Origin of the sequence: Bradyrhizobium sp. DN3 (assembly GCF_041357655.1) — a bacterium.
Classification (GTDB): domain Bacteria; phylum Pseudomonadota; class Alphaproteobacteria; order Rhizobiales; family Xanthobacteraceae; genus Bradyrhizobium.
In genome coordinates this window covers 148,895-170,295 of the sequence record NZ_JAULLN010000012.1, presented here as the reverse complement: position 1 = coordinate 170,295, position 21,401 = coordinate 148,895, and the positions used below count along the sequence as shown (strand labels likewise).

17 protein-coding genes and 1 pseudogene are annotated in these 21,401 nt (G+C 58.5%); 4 read left to right on the top strand and 14 right to left on the bottom strand.

What is annotated here, in order from left to right; all coding sequences use genetic code 11:
• The first annotated feature begins 316 nt into the window (after positions 1-316).
• Both AAE027_RS19560 and AAE027_RS19555 read left to right on the top strand, forming a co-directional pair.
• Entirely contained in the window at positions 317-1,642 is a 1,326-nt protein-coding gene (locus AAE027_RS19560) for a DUF3422 domain-containing protein (RefSeq protein WP_370987062.1), read from the top strand.
• 222 nt (positions 1,643-1,864) lie between these two features.
• A pseudogene (locus tag AAE027_RS19555) lies at positions 1,865-2,101 on the top strand (glycine betaine ABC transporter substrate-binding protein); the annotation flags it as partial.
• Between the two features lie 420 nt (positions 2,102-2,521).
• Here AAE027_RS19555 and AAE027_RS19550 read toward each other — a convergent pair.
• From AAE027_RS19550 to AAE027_RS19485, 14 genes are all read right to left on the bottom strand, one after another.
• Entirely contained in the window at positions 2,522-3,364 is an 843-nt protein-coding gene (locus AAE027_RS19550; protein WP_370987063.1) for an electron transfer flavoprotein subunit beta/FixA family protein, read from the bottom strand.
• Between the two features lie 323 nt (positions 3,365-3,687).
• Positions 3,688-5,442 (bottom strand): nif-specific transcriptional activator NifA, encoded by a 1,755-nt coding sequence (nifA, locus tag AAE027_RS19545; RefSeq protein ID WP_370987177.1) that lies wholly within the window; start codon positions 5,440-5,442, stop codon positions 3,688-3,690.
• Positions 5,443-5,696: 254 nt separating this feature from the next.
• Complete coding sequence (locus AAE027_RS19540; RefSeq protein WP_370987064.1) at positions 5,697-6,533, bottom strand: SDR family NAD(P)-dependent oxidoreductase; 837 nt, start codon at positions 6,531-6,533, stop codon at positions 5,697-5,699.
• A 636-nt stretch (positions 6,534-7,169) separates the two neighbouring features.
• On the bottom strand, positions 7,170-7,364 hold the full coding sequence (locus AAE027_RS19535) for a hypothetical protein (protein ID WP_370987065.1): 195 nt from the start codon (positions 7,362-7,364) through the stop codon (positions 7,170-7,172).
• Positions 7,361-8,473 carry a nodulation protein NodZ gene (locus AAE027_RS19530; RefSeq protein WP_370987067.1) on the bottom strand — a complete coding sequence of 371 codons (1,113 nt, stop codon included), beginning with the start codon at positions 8,471-8,473 and terminating at the stop codon, positions 7,361-7,363. The genes AAE027_RS19535 and AAE027_RS19530 overlap by 4 nt, the downstream gene beginning before the upstream one ends.
• Positions 8,474-8,639: 166 nt before the next feature.
• The gene (locus tag AAE027_RS19525; RefSeq protein ID WP_370987068.1) at positions 8,640-10,667 is read right to left on the bottom strand and encodes a carbamoyltransferase family protein; all 2,028 of its coding nucleotides are present in this window, start codon (positions 10,665-10,667) and stop codon (positions 8,640-8,642) included.
• Between the two features lie 321 nt (positions 10,668-10,988).
• Positions 10,989-11,777, bottom strand: coding sequence for an ABC transporter permease (locus tag AAE027_RS19520; RefSeq protein WP_130214178.1), 789 nt, complete (start codon positions 11,775-11,777; stop codon positions 10,989-10,991).
• Between the two features lie 3 nt (positions 11,778-11,780).
• On the bottom strand, positions 11,781-12,701 hold the full coding sequence (gene nodI, locus AAE027_RS19515; RefSeq protein WP_370987069.1) for a nodulation factor ABC transporter ATP-binding protein NodI: 921 nt from the start codon (positions 12,699-12,701) through the stop codon (positions 11,781-11,783).
• Between the two features lies 1 nt (position 12,702).
• The gene (nodU, locus tag AAE027_RS19510; protein WP_370987070.1) at positions 12,703-14,412 is read right to left on the bottom strand and encodes a nodulation protein NodU; all 1,710 of its coding nucleotides are present in this window, start codon (positions 14,410-14,412) and stop codon (positions 12,703-12,705) included.
• Between the two features lie 13 nt (positions 14,413-14,425).
• Positions 14,426-15,055: a nodulation methyltransferase NodS gene (nodS, locus tag AAE027_RS19505; protein WP_130214175.1), complete on the bottom strand. Its 630-nt coding sequence runs from the start codon at positions 15,053-15,055 to the stop codon at positions 14,426-14,428.
• Positions 15,056-15,066: 11 nt separating this feature from the next.
• On the bottom strand, positions 15,067-16,443 hold the full coding sequence (nodC, locus tag AAE027_RS19500; RefSeq protein WP_370987071.1) for a chitooligosaccharide synthase NodC: 1,377 nt from the start codon (positions 16,441-16,443) through the stop codon (positions 15,067-15,069).
• Positions 16,444-16,460: 17 nt separating this feature from the next.
• A complete protein-coding gene (nodB, locus tag AAE027_RS19495) occupies positions 16,461-17,120 on the bottom strand; it encodes a chitooligosaccharide deacetylase NodB (RefSeq protein WP_130214173.1) in 660 nt (219 codons plus the stop codon).
• Positions 17,117-17,749 (bottom strand): NodA family N-acyltransferase, encoded by a 633-nt coding sequence (locus AAE027_RS19490; RefSeq protein ID WP_091886376.1) that lies wholly within the window; start codon positions 17,747-17,749, stop codon positions 17,117-17,119. Before AAE027_RS19490 ends, nodB begins: the two co-directional genes overlap by 4 nt.
• A gap of 54 nt (positions 17,750-17,803) precedes the next feature.
• The gene (locus tag AAE027_RS19485) at positions 17,804-18,472 is read right to left on the bottom strand and encodes a NodY (RefSeq protein ID WP_370987072.1); all 669 of its coding nucleotides are present in this window, start codon (positions 18,470-18,472) and stop codon (positions 17,804-17,806) included.
• 112 nt (positions 18,473-18,584) lie between these two features.
• Here AAE027_RS19485 and nodD1 point away from each other — a divergent pair, with 112 nt between their 5' ends.
• Both nodD1 and nodD2 read left to right on the top strand, forming a co-directional pair.
• Positions 18,585-19,529, top strand: a complete 945-nt coding sequence (nodD1, locus tag AAE027_RS19480; RefSeq protein WP_130214172.1) for a transcriptional regulator NodD1 — start codon at positions 18,585-18,587, stop codon at positions 19,527-19,529.
• A gap of 636 nt (positions 19,530-20,165) precedes the next feature.
• Positions 20,166-21,158, top strand: a complete 993-nt coding sequence (gene nodD2, locus AAE027_RS19475) for a transcriptional regulator NodD2 (protein ID WP_091886369.1) — start codon at positions 20,166-20,168, stop codon at positions 21,156-21,158.
• The last annotated feature ends 243 nt before the right edge of the window (positions 21,159-21,401 follow it).

Here is a 21,401-nt window from a genome sequence, read left to right as displayed (position 1 = left end):
GTATATGCATATTCGGCAAGGAACCGATCCCGACTGTGGAGCTGGCCGGCAAGGAGAGGTTCGCTTCTTTGGTGAGGCCAGGGCTTCACCGAGCAGCATGCGGCGGGTTATCGAGCGAAGAGCCCGTCGGTTTGATCGCTACTGGCGATGGCGCTCATCCAAACCGTGCCGATCGCCGCTTCTTGGCAGCGGCGCGTGGCGGAGTTGCTATCGGTCTCAAATCTGGGCGGACTGGCCTCTGCGAGGAGTGCCGCCGCTATTGCCGCTTGCGGCAGCACTGATGGTTGTGAGTTGCTTCTGAAGCAAGGCGCTACATATGCTCGATAAACTCGATTTGAGTAAGTTCACGGTTCATCCGCAACGCGATGCCGTTCTCGCTGAAGTACACGCGCGCCCATTCACGCAACTCGTCGCACCGTTCAGTATGATCCACTTCGCATTTCTTGCGAAGGGCGAAGCGGCCGCAAGCGATCGCCACCGCTTCGTCGCATTTTGCCGGGAGCACGACGTTCCAGCGCCAGACCTCTCGGCGAAACATCATCAGATAGCCATCGAGCCCGTCGTGCTTCGCTGGGAGCAGCATTCGGAATTTGCGACATTTACCTGGATATGGAGCACCGGCAATGGTCCAGCCGCTCGCCACTTCGATGACGCCCACGGTACCGTTCAATCCCTGATGCGCGCCTTACGGCAGGACGGGCAGTTACTAGTCGCGATCAAGCTGGATGTAGAGGGGCACACCTCCCCAGCGAGGCGAGCAGAACAGCTTTTCGACAAGAGCAGCCTGGCCATGGCGCGCGTAAAGGGAGGAGCAAGTGTTATGGCCTCCGATTTTCGCGTCGACGAAAACGGATTCACCAAAATACTCGTCTGCGACCTCGGAATGACGCCACACAATCTGGGCGCATTGGTGCAACGGCTCCTTGAAATTGAGACCTATCGTCCGTTGGCGCTACTTGGTCTATCAGCAGCGCTTGAGCTCGGCCCATTCGTCGATCGTATTGATCGACGTCTTATTGAGGTGCTCGAAGGGATGCAAGGCGCGGAGGGATTGGAACTCAACAGCCATCTGCTTGCCGAGCTGACCGCGCTGGCCGCCTCTTTCGAACGAGGCGCGACGGGGAGCCCGTTTCGCTTCGGCGCCAGCAGAGCTTATAACGACTTGGTCCAATCGCGACTGTCCATCATCGAAGGCAGCGAGATCGCGGGCTATCCGACCTGGTCGTCGTTCCTGGCGCGCCGCATGGCGCCGGCTATGCGAACCTGCGAGACGGTCGAGAATCGTCAGGTCGCTCTATCGGCCAAGCTGGCGCGTGCGGCAGATCTGTTGCGAACTCGTGTCGACGTCGAAATCGAGCGGCAGAATCGTGACCTGTTGCACGCTATCAACGAGCGCACGGGACAACAACTTCGGCTGCAGCGCACGGTCGAGGGATTGTCGGTCGCTGCGATAGGATATTATGTGGTTAGCTTGTTTGGCTACCTCGCCAAGGGCGCGCACGATGTGGGACTGCATGTCGAGCCGTCGTACCTAACCGCAGCATGCGTGCCGATTGCAGTCTGCGCGGTCTGGCTGCTCAATTATAATATACGCAAGCGGCACCTCGATCGCAGCGATGAGCCGTCCGTGACCCGGGAGTAACGTTGATGGGCAAGACAGGGGTCTTTGTTCCATTATGCCGGCAAGTGGTACGAGGTTTGGTCAGCGAGAGATCGTGTCTTGTCGAGAGAGTCCGCGTTGAGCAAAGCCAGAGGACGCGGCCGCGGATTTTCATAGCGTGACCACGCGCCTGGAGGCCATAATTCCGAAGGCTTTCGGCGCGATCGACTTTGCAGCGCTGCATCATAAGCGTCATGGGCTTTCAGCGACGGACAGATCAAGAAATACGACCTGGTGACGCTGGCCGATCCCAAGCAGGCGATCCCGCCCTATGATGCGGTCCTGCTACTGGCGCCGCGGCGCGCGCATGATGCGGCGTTGCAGGCGGCACTGAAGCCGCCGCTTGGCGGGTTCGACGTCGCGCCGATGCGCGAAGCCATTTTGTGCGCCAGCGGCAGCGATGCGGACTCCTCGCTCTCCGCGGTGGCGCGTTGGCTGTAGCAGAAATCGGTGGACAGTAAGCTCAGTCCCAGGGTGCAAAATAGTCCGGGGACCACACGGTGGATGCTGAGCAGTTGTCCTTGTTGCTGACCCGACCCGCTTACGTATTCACGCCCTGACCTCTTGCCGTTGAAATAGTACGTAGCCAGCAATGAAGAGCACGATGAGTTTCGCGACAATCAGGCCGACGGTCCGCGCCAGGCAATCACGAGGCTTTCGGACAGCGGCAGCGGCGCGCTCAACCGGCGCGCTTGGCGGCATAATCGGGACTCCAGGCCGCGACATGCTCCGGATGTCGTGGCCTGTCTCGTAAACTGTATGACCTCGTCGATAGCAGCCTGAGGCCCGAACATGTCGTTGGTGTCCAGCTGAGTACCGGCCACCGTATAGACCCGAATGCATCTAACAAAGCTCTCCAGATCAAGCGTCACGGGCTAGTGCGGCAAGATCGGATTCCAGCTTCGGTTGATGCTTGAAGATAGCGTCTATCAACGCCTGCGCCGGTTGCTCGGCGGCCTCAACCAGCACCGCCTTCTCAGCCCGCGCAGAGGGAGCGAACACTCGCTTGACGACGGTCGGCGAGCCCTTGAGGCCGCATTTGGAGACGTCTTCGACACCGGCATCGTGCGCGCTCCATTTCACGATTGGCGCACGCGCGGCACGCAAGGCATCCGCCATCGCGCCCCGCCGAATCTGATTGGTTGCCTCCAGCATGGTGATGAGACAGGGCAGCCTCGTGTGCAGCACCTGGACACCACCTTCGGAGCGTCGTTCCGCTTCAATTGTATGGGCGGCGAGATCTAAGGATCTGACCTTGGCAACGTAGGTTAGCTGCAATACGCCCAGCCGCTTCGCGATGCCGGGCCCAACCTGCGCCGTATCGCCGTCGATGGTCTGCTTGCCGGTGAAGATGAGGTTTGTCGGGCCATATTCCTTACCAATTTTTCGGATGGCTGTTGCTAGCGCATACGTTGTGGCCAGGGTGTCGGAGCCCGCAAAGCAGCGATCGGTGAGCAGTACGGCGCGATCGGCGCCATAGGTCAACGCCTTTCGCAAGGAGTCTTCCGCCGAAGGCGGCCCCATTGTAAGGACGGTTATTTCGCCGCCGAACCGATCGCGCAAGTCCAGCGCGGCCTCGAGCGCGAAGAGGTCATATGGGTTGATGATGGTCGGCACGCCCTGACGCATGATCGTATTTGTCACGGGGTGCACGCGGATCTGCGCAGAGTCGGGAACCTGTTTGATGCAGACGACATTGTGCACGGAGTTGCTCCAAAGTTGCGATAGCTGCAAGGCGCACAGCAAGTGTCGTACCATCGCACCCGATTTTGGAATCGACTAGCTACGACAGGCCTTTGGACGGGACCGATGCGCCGCCCTAGCCCGGTGTTCTGATGAGCGAACACCGACACCGCGTCGGGGCTGCGACAGCGCTATTCCCCTGGGACGTCAGCTGAGTAACGCTGAGATAGCTTGCGGCAGACTACCGCCGTCAATCACGATGGGACGACGGACGGTCCCGCAAGTGAAAAAACGGCGGCATTTGGCAGCAAACCGCGGTGGCCCCGACGGTTTTGGTCCTTGCGTCAGAACCGTTTGATCTCGATTCCGTATTTCCTTAGCGCGTAGCCAATCTGGCGCGGCGTTAGTCCGAGCAAGCGCGCTGCCTTTGCCTGCACCCAACCAGATCTTTCCATGGCCGCAATGACCCGCTCGCGATCGGCCATTCTCGGGCCACTTACGAGGACTGTGCCGGGAGGTGCCAGTGAGACCAAGTCGCTGCCAACAGGCGGGACCGGCGCAGTCGCTTGAGGTACCGGAGTGATGGATTTCGAAGGCACCGGCGCGATGGGTGCCGGCTGGACTGTCATCTCGTCCGATGTACTTTTCCACAGCATCGCGGAAAGGCACTGGCCGTGGCAGCATGCAAAGTCACTTCTGACGATCGATGATCCGGCGCACAGCGTCGCTGTCCGCTCGATGCAGTTTTCGAGTTCGCGGACATTTCCCGGAAAGCCGCAGTTCATCAGTACATCGATCGCACTCGCCTCCAAGGTCAGCGTACGGCCGTTCTCGTTGTTGAAATTCCTGAGGAACTCGCTGGCAAGCAGCGGAATATCACTGCGTCTTTCGCGCAGCGGCGGCAACAGCAAGGGAACTACGCTGATGCGATAGTAAAGGTCCGCGCGGAACTCGCTCCTTGCCACGGCCTCTTCAAGGTTCTTGTTGGTCGCAGCTATAACTCGAACATCGACCTTAATAGTCTGGTTGCTGCCGACGCGCTCGAACTCCTGCTCTTGCAGAACGCGCAGCAACTTCGCCTGGAACGGAGCTGAGATCTCGCCGATCTCGTCAAGAAATAACGTTCCTTTGTCAGCAAGTTCGAAGCGTCCCTTGCGCGAGCTGAACGCACCGGTAAAGGCACCTTTCTCATGGCCAAATAATTCGGATTCCAGGACGGTCTCAGGGAGCGCCGCGCAATTCAGCTTAACGAACGGCCGCTTGGCGCGGGACGACGATTCGTGAATGGCCTTGGCTACCAGTTCCTTCCCGGTACCGGATTCGCCACGCAGCAGAACCGTGCTGTTCGATCTCGCTACAACCGCAATCTTCTCGAGCAGCCCGCGCAGCGCCGGACTATCGCCAATGATCCCATGGGCGTGTAGCTTCTTGCGCTCCCGAGCGGGTTGCCTGAGCTCTAATATTTGCTTTTGCAGCCGGTCTTTCTCCGCCATCAGTCGTTCGCGATCGCAGGCGAACAAGCGATGTAACTTCACTGTTTGTCCCACCAGGTTGGCGATCATGGCGAGCAGCCGCGCATCGTAATCCAGCCGGAGACTCGACCTATCGTCCCGGATACGGTCGATCGTCAGCGTACCCACGACCTTCGGATCAATGCGAATCGGAACCCCGATGAACGATACTGGCATATCATCGGAGGCGCCGAGCACTTCCCGGTCGGCAGCGCTGAATGCCGGCTCGGCGGCTACGTTCTCGGCGACAAGAGGCCTGTCTGTCGCAACGATCTGGTCAATTGCCTTCCGCGGCAGGCGCATCCGGTAACGTTCGTCGCTGCCTTCGCTCCAGCCGGCGCCCACTGTAATTTCCGGCATGCCGTCATCGTCGAACAGTGAGACGATGCCGTGTCGCATCTGCACAAACGATTGCAGAAGACCAACAACGTTGGCCAACGTGACTTCGAGCCGACAAGGAGCGGTGAGTATTTTCGATATTTCGAAGATGCAGGTCAGCGCGCTCTCACGCAACGGCTCCCCCGAGAGCTTACGCTCCGGCTCAGGTTGCGAGGCAGGTCTTTCGCGTGAGGACGGGATATGCAGCATGAGGCGGTCTCCTTTGTCTTGATCATCCTCCCTGGCATCTTGTTCGGGTCGGCGAGCTTCGTTTTTCATGTCACTCTCGATCTAGCGCCAAGTGTTGACGAGATGACATAGAACCGTAACACCTTTTCATGGCACTACGGTAAACTTACAGTGTGCCTTCATTTCGTTTTTGCGGATTGTGTGCGCGTCGTCAGCGGAGAACATAAGTACCGCTGCTGCAGCTCAAGTCAGCTGCGTCGCCAAGGCTGGCCGATTCACAGATGTTGCCCACCATTGATCGGCACCTCGGCCCCCGTGACATAGCTCGCCGCATCCGAGCACAGGAAGAAGATGACCTTGGCCACTTCATCCGGGGTTCCCACTCTGCGCAGCGGGATACATGGCACGAGACGCGCTTCTGTGTCGGGCGATAACATGTCCGTCCTGATTTCGCCGGGCGCGATCGCATTCACGCGAATGCCATGCGGCGCATAATCATGGGCCATTTCGCGTGTGAGGCTCGCAAGCGCAGCTTTCGAGGTCGCATAGGCGCTGCCGGCAAACGGGTGCACCCGCGAGCCCGCGATTGAAGTCACATTCACGATCGATCCTGACGCGGCTCTTAGCTCGTCAAACAAACCCTGCGCCAGCAGGATCGGGGCCACCAGATTGAGATGGAATACCCTCATCCAGGTCTCGGTTGACGTCGTCAACGACGTCATCCGATCGCCAGTGGGCGTTTTCGGCGAGACACCAGCATTATTCACAAGCGCGTGCAAAGGTGCACCGGCCAAGCGCTTCTTGACCTCGGTGATCGCGCGCGGCAGCATTTGATGATTGCTGAGGTCGATCTGGACATGATCCTCGTTCCCTGCCTCCCAGGGGCATCGCTCGCCGTCGAACGGTTGGCGCGCGCAAGAAATGATGCGCCAGCCCGCCTCCGAGAACAGCTTGGCAGTGGCATGGCCAATTCCGCGCGATGCCCCGGTCAGCAACATCGCCTTCTGCTCTCCGCGATGAACACGGGCTTTATCCGCGTGAAACAGGCAGCCCAACTGTGTTTCGGGCACCGGGCCTCTGATCAGATCGTCATTTTTTAGATCGAGACCCACGCCCGCCTCCTCTGCTTTTGCGCCGGCGCACGCGTAGCAGGGTTTGTGCCACTGCGATGCCCATAAATCCGCTTCCGTTTTGCGTCCTAATGTCGCGCACACGGAATGCTTGGCGGGTTCAAGACACGATGCGTGTGCTTTGTGACAGTGATGGTGCATCAGCTACGTAATGTCGCGAGCACACTCGCCTGCGTCAAGACAAGGCTACGAGCCGCGCTCTCTTTCCTGATCGCACAACCGGAAGAGCCAGCGGATGGCCAGCGCCTCTCGTCGAAGCAACGACGATCAGGATAGCGACCGCGGCCAGTAGCCACGTCAACTCGAAAACTGACGTTACCAGCTTCGTGCGTTAGATTCGTCGGCAACTGATGCTGACTTCATCGCGCCCTGCTCTGCTGTGTCCAGCACTGGCACATCTCCGGGCGGATTGAATCCGGACCACGACCTGGCGCGCTGAATGTTCAGCCCAACATAGTGGATCTCGAGAGCGCCGTCCGCACCAGCGAGTGCCCGACCACCACGACGGAACTCGCCGGCTGAACGCAGAACCTTTCGATATGTTCATCCGCGATCGACCACCGATTAGCTTCGAGTCGCGGTCCGCCCGAGGCAAAGACGAAGACGTGTTCCACCTGTTTAGCCCGGCGGCAGCACGTTAAGGCCATTGTTGTCGACGTCGAGCTTCAGCGGAAGGCATTCGGCCGCCGCATCGTTCTGTTCTCCGGTGGAAGTCTCACTTTGGGCAGACATTTGCCGCCCCGAAAAGAACTGCCAGTACTGCTGGATGCAAAGAGCGGCAATCAGATCGATCAAGCGGGCTACGACTTTCATGAAGCCACGAGCTCTTGCGAGGTTTGTTCAATCAGGATCAATCGGCTCGGATCGTTCAAATCGAATTCTATAACGCGTGGGGCAAAGAGACGCGCATAGCGCGTGAAGGCGCTCGTCGGGGGAAAACGGATCACGGTGTCGCAGCGCGCAAGCAGATACATTTCGATGAGGGCGGAAAAGCCACCCTCGGCTCCGAACGCGGCGTTGTGCAATGGGCCGGCCTGAGGCGCCTGGAACTGTTTTGGGATCGTGAAAACATCGGGAAATATAGTCGAAACCTTCTCAAGGACGAGCGCGCTGTCCGTGCACAGGAACGCCCTCACGGGTTTTGGGTGGGGTAAACCCCTGGCCTTATCAATGGCATTACGGACCTGTCGCAAGGCGCGCTCCGGGTCGGCCCAATAGGGAGCATGCCCCATAATATCCTCGCCGTTGCCATGCCGGACATGAATGCCGATTACGCTGTACGGCTCAAAGTGCTCGCGGTAGATAGCATCAATTCGAGCCTGAATTTCAGGTCGTGGCTTGATGCTCCGAAAGATTTCTCGTTCGGCCTCCTGATCGCAGCGCCACATCAGGCACGCGTCACACACAACCGTGTTAGCGTCACTATCTTGCTGACTTTGGAACAGTTGATCGAGCTCGTCGCGTTCCCGGAAAATCTGCTCGTCCGGGCGATAGACGCAATCGATGGGTGGCTTGTTCCACCATGTCGGGAAGAATGGTCCCGGAAATGTATACTGATTGATCTTGTCGTCGCAAATCACCCGCACGCCAGCAATGTCTTGAACCGGTTCGAAGAAGACTGGAAAGGCGTTGGTGAATGGCTCATCGAGATAACAAGATCCCCGCCAATCAATGGCTAGCGTCCGTCCTGTCTGCTTTGCGAAACGCCAGGCAGCCGCCAGTGACCACAGGCAGTCGCCGAACCCCGTACGTCGCCGGGAAACTACGAACCGATCATTCCTCGAACCACTAAGCATCTGCATTGCCTCTTCCCGGGCTCCTGGTTGGACAAGAGACGTCGTTGCAGACATCTCACGTATCATCTTGTCCGGCATCATGGTCTGAAATCGCGGTGCCGGTGAGCTGCGTCGGTAGAACTTCATAGCAGCACTTTCCGTGATGGGCCGCGTTCTCTCAACACTTTCCGTCTTTCTTCGGCGGTGTTGCGTCGGCGTGCCGATTTCAGTCGGATGGCCGATGAACCTTGTGCGTCGGATGGCCAGGCCTCCTCACATGCAGGCATAAGCATGGCCATGCTCTGAGCTCCGGCTATGTTTCGCTTTGCAGTTTATTGCGGCCGCAAGCCGCGCGCGGCGGATGCAGGCGAACGCCCCGCAGCTCCCACACGAGCCGCAATTCCTTCACGAGATCTTCACGCTTGGCCTGGCCCAGCATGGTTGCGTCGAGAAGCGAGCCGAGCGACGCCTCGCCCTCGATCCGCATCAAGATCTCGAAAAGCTCATATGAGATACGCATACTGTCGCGGCCGGAATGTCCCGTGCGGATCTCGCAGACCGTTTCCTGACGATCTGGCCCCGTGTGGGAGCGAACACGATGAAGGGATGCATACGGCGGCAATGAAACGCCCAGTGCACTCCAATCCTGCAGTGATGCTGCCCGCTTCCTGACGAGGAAAGGCCCAACAACAAGTCCGTCCAGGTCAGTCGTCAAGAACGTGGTGATCGCATCTGAAACGGACTCCACGATCGGCTCGGCATTGTTGTTAAATGACGTATTTAGAAGAACCGGGATGCCGGTTCGCCTCTTGAACGCATCAATTACATCCCAATAGGTGGGGTTTGTCTCGCGCGATACTGTCTGCAGCCGAGCGGTCCCATCAACGTGCGTGATCGCACCGAGCACGTTACGCTTGGCTTCACGCACACGAACCACGAAGTTCATGAAGGGGAGCTGCCGCGTGCCGTCCGGGAGCTCAAAGAACTCGCTCGCATCATCCTCCAGTACAGATGGCGCAAACGGGCGATAGCCCTCGCGCTTCTTGACCATCGCGTTGATGCGGTCCTTGTTTTCCGCAGGCCGCGGGTCCGCAAGGATGCTGCGGTTACCAAGCGCACGTGGGCCGAATTCAGAGCGGCCCTGAACCCAGCCGATTACAGCGCCATTTGCCATCCATTCTGCCGCACTGGATGCTATGTCATCACTTCGTTGAATGTCGAGGTGGCCTGACCATGCGTTGAGCTCATGCTCTACGGCTTGCTCGGTTCCGAGATCGGGCCCCCAATAAACGTCCGGCAGTCGCTCGCGCGGCGCTGGCCTGCCCAGCTCGTTTGACATCATCAATGCAGCGCCGAGTGCGCAACCGGCGTCGTGCGCTGCGGGTTGGACAAAGATGTCGTCAAATAGCCCGGAATAAAGCAGCTTACCGTTCAGCGTGCAATTATGGGCTACACCCCCAGCCAGGCACAAGCGAGTCATGCCCGTCGCTTCGCGATAGTGGCGCAGGATGTGAAACACGATCCGCTCCAGCGCTTCCTGCAGCGAAGCGCTGACATCTCGATGCTGTTGGGTGAATGGCATTCCTTTTCGCCGAACCTCGATGTTGCGGACTAGGGCCGGACCGATTCGATCCAGGTGAACGCGATAGCCACCGTTGTCCAACAACTCGTAGAACCGCGCGAAGAGCTCGCGATAGGGAGCGGGATCACCGTACGGGGCAAGCCCCATCACTTTGTACTCGTCGAATAACCCGTAGCCGAGATACCGGATTGTCTCGAGATAGAACAGTCCCAGGGAGTTATGTTCCGGGAAGGTTGCAAGTTGCGCAATTTCGGTGCCAGACCCCACCGCCAATAAGCCCGAGAGAAGATCGCCACCGCCGTCGATCGTAAAAACGAGACTTTGCTCGAACCCGGACATAGCAAACGCGCTCACGGCATGCGCCTCGTGGTGATTCACGAAGGAAAGCCGGGACGGATCGATCTCGGCGCCGAACTCCCGTGCCAGCAGCTGCCGCAGCAACAATTTGGCGTCCAGCGGAACGGGCTGAGAAACAGAAAGACGCTCGAGCATAGTGTTGCAGTAGGCTTCAGTCGCGTAGAACGCGATACGGTCGATCTCGCCGAGCTCAACTCCTGCGATGGAAAGGCAATATCGGATCGAATTGCTCGGGAGCTTGTTGGAGTGCTTGACGCGATTGAGGCGTTCCTCTTCGACGGCAGCGATCACGCGGCCATCGCGCACAAGGACCGCCGCGCCATCGTGAAGAAATGTATTCGGCAGCTCCGGCGAGCTTTCATAGATTCGGTCAAGACCGCCACTAATTCCCAGGCACAACATCTCATTCTCCATTCGATGATGACGGGAAGGTCAACTGCCGTTCCATCTATCTGTACAGTCACGCTCCGTCGGCTGCACGGGCCAGACAGCACAACCAGGATCCTCCAAAGTCCGTCTCGGCGGCTAGCGACAGGCGCTCAGAAAATAACGATACTGGCGTCCGCACCAATCGACTGAACAGGCGGCCGTAGACCTGGCTCGATCGCGGCGCTCTTAAGGCCATTCAGCAACTGCTGTGACAGACCAGGTCTTCCCGAGCTACCGCAGAAAGCATCGTGACCCTGCATCGATTTGACTTTCTCCGTTATCGCTCAACTCACGTCAACGCAGCAGGCGGCGCCGAAACAGTGCTGTCGACACGAAAAAGGGCAATACCGCGTAAACGCAAAGCGCACCGACGTGGAGGGCAACACTGTCGGCGCCGCGCTCAAGCATCGCCGGGCGAATAAGGTCGACCGAATGTGCGAGCGGCAACAAGCCGGCGAAGTGCTGAAATGAGCCGGGCAGTTGGCTCATCGGAAAGACCGCGCCACACAGAAACACCATAGGGCTAAGGACGAGCGACTGGTAAAACACGAAGTAATCATAAGTTGGCGCAAGAGATATGACGACCATTGCCAGGCTGGCGAAGACAAGGCCGGTAAGGGCGACTGTTGGTATCGCACAGAAAATCGAGGTCCAGGATGCATAACCCAATGTGGCAGCGACAATCCCAATTGCTGTCCCGGCCAGAACGGACTTACTGGCCGCCCACACCAGTTCACCCAGAACGATATCGCCAAGCGTGAGCTGAGTAGAGAGGATCGCTTCCCAGGTGCGCTTTGCATCCATGCGCGCAAAGGCTGCATACATGGTTTCAAAGGTCGCGGATGTCATGGCGCTGATCGCGACCATACCCGCCGCCAGAAAGGCGATGTACGAAGTCCCCTCGACTCGTCCCACGATGAGGCCGAGGCCAAAGCCAAGGCCGAGCAGATTGGTTATGGGATCTGCGAGGTTGCCGAGAAGCGATGCAAGCGCGACCTTCCTCCATGCCAGGAAATTTCGACGCCATACCGCTATCCAGTTGTACGCGTTAGCGGGCATTACCGCCGCATAAGCTTCACCCATCGCTCATTTCTCCATCTCGCGCCCGGTCAACCGCAAAAACACGTCTTCGAGATTGGGCGGGCGCTGCAGAACGCGAAGGTCCGCTCGCCCGCGCAGGTGCATGCGTACCTGCTCCGGATATGGCGCATAACAAAAAAGCGTCTCTCCACTCACTTCGATGTGCCGCGCATAAGGCCTGATCAGCTCACGGAGCTGATGTGGATCACCGCCATAGATTTCGATCACGTTGCTGCCGATATGCTCGTCGATCAAGGCGTCGGGCTTGCCTTCGGCGATCTTGCACCCACTCTCAAGCACGCACAGCCGATCGCACAGGCGTTCGGCCTCTTCCATGAAGTGAGTGGTCAAGAGAATCGTCTTGCCACGCGCAAGCAGAACCCGCAAGCGTTCCCAAATCAGGTGGCGTGCATGTGGATCCAGACCAGTCGTCGGCTCGTCCATCACGAGTAGATGTGGATCATTAATCAAGGCACGCGCCAGCGTCAGCCGCCGCTTCATGCCACCGGACAACTCAGAGACGCGCACGTTCGCCTTGCTTTCGAGGCGCGCAAACTCGAGCAGCGAGGGCGCGATCGCCTCGATCTTGCGAGCGCTCATGCCGAAATAGCGGCCAAACACAAGCAGATTCTCTCGCACGGTGAACTCGAGTTCAAGGTTATCGAACTGCGGCACCACGCCGATGCGCACACGCGCCACACGAGCGCGGGAAGGTACAGGCTCATTGAGGACCGTAATCTTGCCTGCGTCTGGCGAAATCATGCCGAGGAGCATACGCGCAATCGTACTCTTGCCTGCTCCATTTGGCCCAAGCAGGCCGAAGCATTCTCCGCGCGCAACCGAGAACGACAGTTCATTGACGATGACCTTGTCGCCAAATGACTTTTTCACGCCGGCAAGGTCGATCGCTACAGTGGACATGTTCATCTTAGGCTGACAGAAGTCGTTCCGCAGACGATGGCTTCTTGACGGCCGTTTTGGTCCAGAGCACGCCGTCGCACCACACATGCTCGACACGCCCCCATTGGCAGGCCGCCGCAGCATCCGGGAAGAATCCGCGTCCGTGGAGGTTGGCGCTCGTGTTGCAGAGCAGCGGAATGCCCGTGAGTTGCTCAAATTCGACGAGAAGCGCGGCGATTTGGTGCGGAGAGTTGCGGGAAATTGTCTGCAGGCGCGCCGAGCCGTCAAGATGGATCACAGCGGGGATCTTGTCGCGCCATTCCGCCCGGGTCTGGTGATCGAAGAGCATGTAAGGATCTGGCGTGCCTGGGCTGAAGATCTCCGGCGCCCGATCCTCCAGACAAATCGGCGCCACCGGTCGGAAGTGCTCGCGACGCTTAATGTCGTTGAGATGATCTTTCATTGCCGGGGAGCTTGGGGCTGCAAGAATGCTTCTCCCGCCCAACGCCCGCGGCCCAAGCTCGGCGCGGCCGGAAAGGAAGACGATCGGCTTGTTGTCGGCGAGAATCGCCGCAAGTTCACGTAGACTGCACGGCGCGGCCTCCCAGTCCGACGGAAGCTCGCTGTCCTGCAGGGCCGGACCACTGTAGACTGACCATTCCAACGGCCCGAAGCCATTTTGCGCCGCCATCGCACCGCAAGCAGCGCCGATTGCCGAACCGCTGTCATTCGGAAACGGCGGCACCCAGACATCATCGAACAATCCCGTCGCACGAAGCGCGCTGTTCCACTTGATATTGAGACCGCAGCCTCCGGCGACACATAGATTTCGCGCTCCCGGAAGCGACGAGTGCCGCAGCAGAACCATCGCGATTTCCTTGACAAGAAGACGTTCCAGGAACACATGAAACGACGCAAGGACGTCCTCCGCTCGCTTGGCCGTCAGGCGCAATGCGCTTGCCTCGAAGAAGTCATGCAGAGCTGCAAGAGACGATTCCGCATTGTTGATGTCAGCGCGGTAGCGACGCGCCTGCTCCGTGTCAGCCGCGAAGCGCTTTTCATAAAGCTCCTGAAACACTGACACGATGCTTTCGTCGACAGAGCCAAGCGCGATGTAGGCCATCAGCTTGCCGGCGATGCCCAGATCCCAACTCGAGCGGTTCGGCTGCCTGTAAGGTCCGAAGTGAAGGCCCGCGGCAGCATAGGCATGGCCGATCATCGGAAACAGGGATCCAATGAGCCGTGCCCGCCGAGGTTCGACATAATAAAGACGTGGAAAGATGCAGCCGTCCCATACCAGACAGAACGCGGGTTTTCCCGCGGTGGCAAAGGGACTGGTGCTATATGCAGACGTAACGTGGCCCGTGACGTGCGGGTAGCTCTTATATGGGAACACCTTGCCGCCGAGGATCAGGCCAAAGCCGTCGACGGCATCAAGAAGGCCCTCAGCATGGCGCTCGACATATGGCGCCCCTTTCAATGAGATCGGCACAGCTCCACTGTTGACATGGAACTGCGACTCGATCTCACCATCCCAGCCATCGATGACGAACTGATCGATATCCCGCGGATCCAGACCATGCTCCGCCAAGGCGAGCACGACTGCATCGAGATTGTCGACGGACTGATAGCGTGGACTGTTGCCGCGCTTCTCTTGCTCGGTGCAAAAGACAAGCCGCCCGTCCTCGACGACAGCAATTGCCCCGTCATGTGTTAACTTGATGCCGCAGATGCGCATACGACCCCCTGGCCTAGTGACCGACGTTTGATTGTTCTGACGAGTGACCCGGTTTCTGGAAGCGGACGATCAAGCAGTCTTCGTTGACCGACTCGCTGTGGCAGTGCAGACGATCGACCTCCGATAGGTTCTCGTTGAAGAGAGCGATCACCGTTTCGGCACCAGCAGCATGACCCCAGCGTTGACATGTGGCATCACGTGCGGACCCGAAGATCAGAGCTCCATTTGGCGCAAGCATACTCACCAGATTGCGGATAGCCGCATGCATCTCGACAATGTCCTTGAGGTAGTAAAGAACCTCGGCCACGACGATCAAATCGAACTGCTCAATGGTCGAGAACCGCTGAATGTCGCAGGTCACCCACGTGATATGTGACCACTTCCTTGTCCGGAGTTGCGCTCGCTCGATCGCCTGCGGCATGACATCGACCACGGTGAGTCGTTTGCATAGCGGCGCCAGCATGTCCGTGAATGCACCGGCTGCACATCCTACTTCGAGGGCATGCGCAACATCTCCGTTGCAACGCGACATCCGGAGCATTTGCGCGTACCGCTCCTGCTCGAACGAACTACTGTCGAGGCGCCATGGATCGTCGACAGCCAACTCTCGCTCTAATAGCTGATGGTTTGTGTCCAGGGTCATGAAACAACCACCTATTTGTAGGCAGTCGAACGATCGCGACCGCAAACACTCTCCGTCGCTGCCAGGCTCGATGGACGGTGCGAAACTCCCGCCTTACAAATTGTGCCAGACATCCCTCCCATAATTGCAGGACTTCGTCCAGCGTTCGGGTGCGGGATGACAGACTGCTTTTCCCCTTCGGCCGGCACATTGGCGACCTTGCGCGATAGCCAATCGCTGTTGCTCAATGTACAAAGCGCATAAGCCTTCAAAGGAAGTAAGAGAAAGATATTGATCGGTGTGTGGAGCGAGAAGCCGAGAAACCGCAGTTCGCGAGCACGAAGGGCTGCCACACTGCACCGGACCATTGTCATTGCTGCAATCGTCAATCCCGTCCACCAGGGTACAGAGCCGCCGATTAGGAACTGCGCGAGCGCAGCCAGGGATGAAAGGGCGAGAAGCAACGGGCCGAGATTTTGCCCGATAACGTCTAGCGTCAGATAGCCATCGAGCTCTGGCAGCAGGCGTAATGCAAGAAACGTGTCCCGAAAGGTACTGCGCGCCCAGCGGAGTTGCTGACGCAGATATGGCCCAAGACTGTCCGGGACGACTGTTGCTGCGATTGCGTCCGGGACGTATTCGGTTCGAAACCCCGCCTTGAGCATGAGGATCGTTAGATGGCGATCCTCGCCGAAATCGCTCGGCTTCCCACGAAAGAATTGCGCTTCGTATTGATCAAGAAGCAAGGCGAGCGCGGAGCGACGATACATGGCACATGGGCCGCAGCAGCACATGACGGCACCGAAACGAGCCTGTGCCGCGCGCTCTTCGTTGCACGCCAACCAGTATTCCATGTCGATCAGCCTGGTCAGCCAGGTTTCGCTGCGATTGCTCGCTATCAACTGACCCATGGCCGCACCGACTTGCGAGTCATGCATCTTCAATACAAGCTTCGTGACAACGTCAGCAGCAAGTATCGTATCCGAGTCCACGTTGAGCACCAGGTCCCCGGATGAGCTGCGTATTGCAGCGATCTGCGCCTTGCGCTTCCCAACGTTCTTTGCCAGCAAGAGGATGCTGAATCTCGGATCGTTTGCATAGATCTTGTGTACAGGCGCGACAACGTCGCGATTTGCAGATCCGTCGTCGACCACATAGACCTGTAGCTTTCCGGCATAGTCTTGATTCGCAAGCGACTCCAGACATTCCGCGAGCGTGTTTGGATCCTCGTTGAAGCACGGCACGATGACGTCCACAGTGGGAAGGACCACCTCGGATTGTACCGGCTTGTCCTGCAGCGATGACTTAATCGCCGGCTGGGCATAAAGCGCTTGCGCGCTTTTGTAGATAGTCGAGAGCAGCGCATAAGACGAAACGGCGACAGCGCTGGTTGTAGCGAGCAGGTCCATAGGGTCTCAGTTTTTGTTCAGTGAAGTTGAGGAAGTGGACGGATTACAAACCCGCGCCGTTGTAATGCCGGAATCAGATATGACAGCGCCATCGTGGTCTGATCACGCAGCGTGGCATCAGTGCACAGTCTCTCCTCATCGGGAGGATATCCGTCGTGCAGGAGCACGATTGCACCCGGGCGAACGCTCGCCAGTACTGAATTCACAATTCTATCGACCCCGGGGCGGGACCAATCTCTCGGATCGACCGACCAGTGCACAGCTGTAAGACCAGCGCTCGCTGACATAGCGAGCACCTCTTGTGTCCATATGCCGTAAGGTGCTCGCATGTGCCTGGGCGAGGCCTGCGGGCACGCCAAACGGATCGCCTCGCTCGCCGTCAGCACTTCATCGTGCACCTCCGCAGGTCCGCATCTGGATAGATCTGGATGCGTCATCGTGTGGTTCGCAACCTCATGCCCTTCCGCAATCATTCGTCGAATGAGTTCAGGTTGGTCGGCCGCGTACGTGCCGATCACGAAGAACGTCGCCGGAACCCCATGTTGCGCCAGCACATCGAGCACCTCTGGCGTGCAGAATGGATTTGGCCCATCGTCAAAGGTCAAATAGACAGGGCGACTTCCGCTCACGTCAGCGTAGTCGCAGCGGACAGCAGATAGGGGGAAAAGCGCTTTCACAGCTCAGGCCCGTTCCGATCGATGATCGTCCCTGCCGGCCACTCGCTTATCGAGCGTCCAACCGGGAAAACCACCACGATCACGTCTTCGATGCGGATCGGCGACAAACTGGGATAGACATCCGGATGCGTGGAGCGGACGCGAATGCCAGACATGAGGGTGGCGAGCCCCTGCCTTTGGACCAGTCGAGTCATATGTTTCTCAAGCGCAGGCCGAACCGTACCGAAGCCGAATGGAACCCCAAGCTCCTGCAGTATCGGATACGTCACGCGCATTGCGTGGCTGATTCCCAGCCCTTCGAGATCCGGACGCACCGCATATAACCCCAGTTCGGCAACGAGTAGATCGACCCCGCCAATCTTGATGAAGCGGCGTAGTAGCCCGACATGAGCGGCTACCCCGCGCGCGTCGTAACCGATAATGCGGACCTCAGGCCTCGCCCCGGCCCAACTTCGGTTGCCCTCAAATGGCTGCGCATTGAACGCACCGGTCGGCCCGTAACTCTTGCGGAAGAACTCGGCGAGTTCGGCATGATCGGTGAGCTGCAATTCGTTTTCCCAGCGACGGCTCCACTGCACTTGAGCGCGTGCAGAAGGAGCTTCCGCAGTCCGGGATACGGCAATGTTCATGGCGGGCTTCCTTGCGCCAGTGGAATTAAGAGCGGAGATGGTCACGTGAACTCGCTACCCGCCAAAGCGCCGGTCCACACTGAAATGGCGCTGCCATGCCCCGTCGGAGCTCGGCACCCCTCGCCTGCACCGCGCCTCGCGCCTTCTCTCGCGATGAAGCGATCGCATCGTTCGCGTCGTCACCCGACCAATGCCCTGCGCGCGATAGGCCGGAAGATACCGACGAAGCGATTGGACTAACCAGAACCTGTCTGCACCACGGCGCTTTTCCGCCTCGTCCAGCATCGCTGTCGATGTTTTGACGTCTGAAGGCAGGCCATCGATGCGCGGGGCCTCATCGATGGCGCATCGGAGCGGCATCAGATCAAACTGGTTCTTATGCATCTTCGACACGCCCTGAATGCGGTGAACAGGCGAGCCATTTGGAGATTCGCCTGAAATGCTTGGCATCCGCAATCTGCGCCTGCCGCTATTTCGCGACACTAGAATGAGGCTGAACGCGCTCTCAAGTGTACGCGAGTAAACCTCCAATATGGAAACGGATGGAATACGCAAACCAAGGTTTATCGGGATCCGCCTGGTATCCCATTGAGCGAGCTTCGCGCTGAGAAGAATCGACGTGGCTCGCACGGCGCGCCCATAGCCGCCCTCGAAACGGATGCGGCGTGCTGCTCGCACGTCCAGAAGTTTTTCTCTGAGCCCGCGGGAGCGACCAGCAGCCATCGTGGTATGCCTGATTACTTTTCCAAACTGATGTTTGCTATCCAACATCCCGCAGTTTGGTAAAATCGATTGTTTCGATAGAACACATCCACACGATGGATAGACTCACAACATGCGGTTCAAGGGACTTGATCTAAATCTTCTCGTTGCGCTCGATGCTCTGATGACGGAGCGCAACCTCACAGCGGCGGCGCGCAAAATTAACCTGAGCCAGCCCGCTATGAGCGCTGCGATCGCGCGGCTGCGCACCTATTTCCGCGATGAACTATTTACCATGAGAGGTCGCGAGCTCGTCCCGACACCTGGCGCGGAGGCGCTTGCAGGTCCGGTTCGCGAGGCCCTGCTGCACATCCAACTCTCGATCATATCACGGGACGCATTCGACCCGACTCAATCGAGCCGACGCTTCAGGGTCATTCTCTCCGATTTCATGACAATCGTCTTTTTTCGTAGAATCGTGGACCGTGTTGCGCAGGAAGCTCCCGCGGTGCGGTTCGAATTGCTGCCATTTTCCGATGAACCCGATGAGCTGCTCCGCCGCGGCGAGGTCGACTTTCTCATTCTGCCGGAATTGTTCATGTCGAGCGCGCACCCTAAGGCGACGCTGTTCGACGAGACCCTCGTATGCGTGGGCTGCCGCGCGAACAAACAGCTATCGCGGCAGCTTACGTTCGAAAAATACATTTCGATGGGGCACGTTACGGCCAAGTTCGGACGAGCCCTGAGACCAAACCTAGAAGAATGGTTTTTGCTTGAGCACGGCCTCAAGAGACGCATTGAGGTCGTTGTGCAGGGCTTTAGCCTGATTCCGCCCATATTGTTGGACACGGGCCGGATCGGCACAATGCCCTTACGGCTCGCCAGACACTTCGAAAAGCGGATGCCACTGCGGATCGTCGAGCCACCGCTTCCCCTGCCCACATTCACCGAGGCTTTGCAGTGGCCTGCGTTTCACAATACCGACCCGGCGAGCATTTGGATGCGGCGGATATTGCTGGAGGAGGCGTCCAACATGGCATCTGGGCATCAGGAGCCTCCAACTCGCCGGCGCTGCTAGGCTCGCCATAAGCCGCGCTCGGAAAGTTCCAAATACGCTATAACTCCTTCGACGTGCTCGGCCCCTTTCGTCACTTCAACGTCTCTGGGGCGAAGCTGCCAGAGACCGCCGCGAGGCGGCGATCGGTCGGGAAGACTTGCCGAGTGGTGAGCGTGGTGACCTCGCAGGTGTGGTTGAATTCGCTTGCACTGCAAACAGGTGAGGCCAGGCACTACGCGGCAGAACACGCCTCCTCAAGCACAATAATGTTTAGCTTGCCCGATAAAATCGCTTGAACCGCACACTGCGTCAGGTTGTAGGTTAACCGCCGTGACTAACGCTGCGCTACGCGGCCGTCGATGGGCGCTTTGGCGAACTCACGGCGCTGGCCGGACGCTGGGGTTGATCTGCCATTAACGAACTGACCGGGCCCGCCGGAAGCAGCGAGACCGATCAGCTTCGGGACTCCTGACGGTTTCCGGCCGCTGCTGATCGGCCTACCGCGTTGCTCTCCATTCTTGCGGTCACTTCGCGAGCGTCTTTACGCGATCGCACGATGGAACCGATGTCCATTCGGCGAGCCAATAGGACCGCTTCAGACGCAGCCGTCGCCGCTTGTCGTATGCGCCGCAAGGACGTTTGTGCCGGATAAGAAGAATGCGTTTCAAAGGTCTAGATCTAAATCTTCTCGTCGCGCTGGATGCTCTAATGACCGAGCGCAACCTCACCGCAGCGGCACGCAAGATTAACCTCAGTCAGCCGGCCATGAGCGCAGCCGTTGCCCGGCTGCGCTCCTATTTCCGTGATGAGCTGTTTGGGATGAGGGGGCGGGAACTTGTCCCGACCTCACGCGCGGAAGGACTCGCAGCTCCTGTGCGCGAGGCTCTAATGCACATTGAGCTCTCAATTATGGCGCGGGACGTGTTCGACCCAGCTCGATCGAATCGGCGATTCCGGATCGGCCTTTCTGATTTCATAACAGTCGTATTCTTCCGAAATGTCGTGGAGCGCGTCGCGCGAGAAGCACCCGCCGTCAGCTTCGAACTTGTGGCGCTCACCGATGAGCACGATGAGCTTCTCCGCCGCGGCGAAGTCGATTTTGTTATCTTGCCGGAATTATTCATGTCCAGCGCGCACCCCAGGGCGGCCCTATTCGAGGAGAGACTCGTCTGCGTAGGCTGCTGCACGAACAGCCACCTACTACCGCGGCTTACATTTGATCGGTATATGTCGATGGGCCACGTTGCGGTTAAGCTCGGAGCTGCGCGCAAGACGCCGATCGAGGAATCCTTTTTACTCGATCTCGGCCTCAATCGGCGCATCGACATTCTCGTGCAGAGCTTCAGCATGATCCCGCCCCTACTGGTAGATACGAACCGCATAGGGACGATGCCATTAGGGCTCGTAAAGCATTTCCAAAGAACGATGCCCCTTCGGATTGCCGAGCTTCCGCAGCCATTCCCCGCCTTCACTGAGGCAGTCCAATGGCCCGTGCTTCACAACAGCGACCCGGAAAGCCTCTGGATGCGAGAGATATTGTTGCAGGAGGCCACCCGCATGGCAACTGCACAAGAGCCCTCCATCATCTGCACTTCGGAACGAGCGGATACTGCCGGAGATTTCGCACGATCTGTCTCGCCTTTGTCGTAAGGACGTTCGCAACGGCTGCGAACCTCATATCTCAACGCATGTCTCAACGCAGACAATTCAGGCTCGCCTCGCTCGAACTCATTGTCGCTGAATAGAGGCCCTCGCAGCGGACGGCTATCATGACGACGTTGTGTCGCTCTTTCGCATGTTGGCATTAGGCGCGACATGCGAGCGGCGGCTCAGACTGTTGGCCTGGTTTTAGAGACAGGGACGGAGCGACGCGTTCACTGCCAAGCCAGGCCT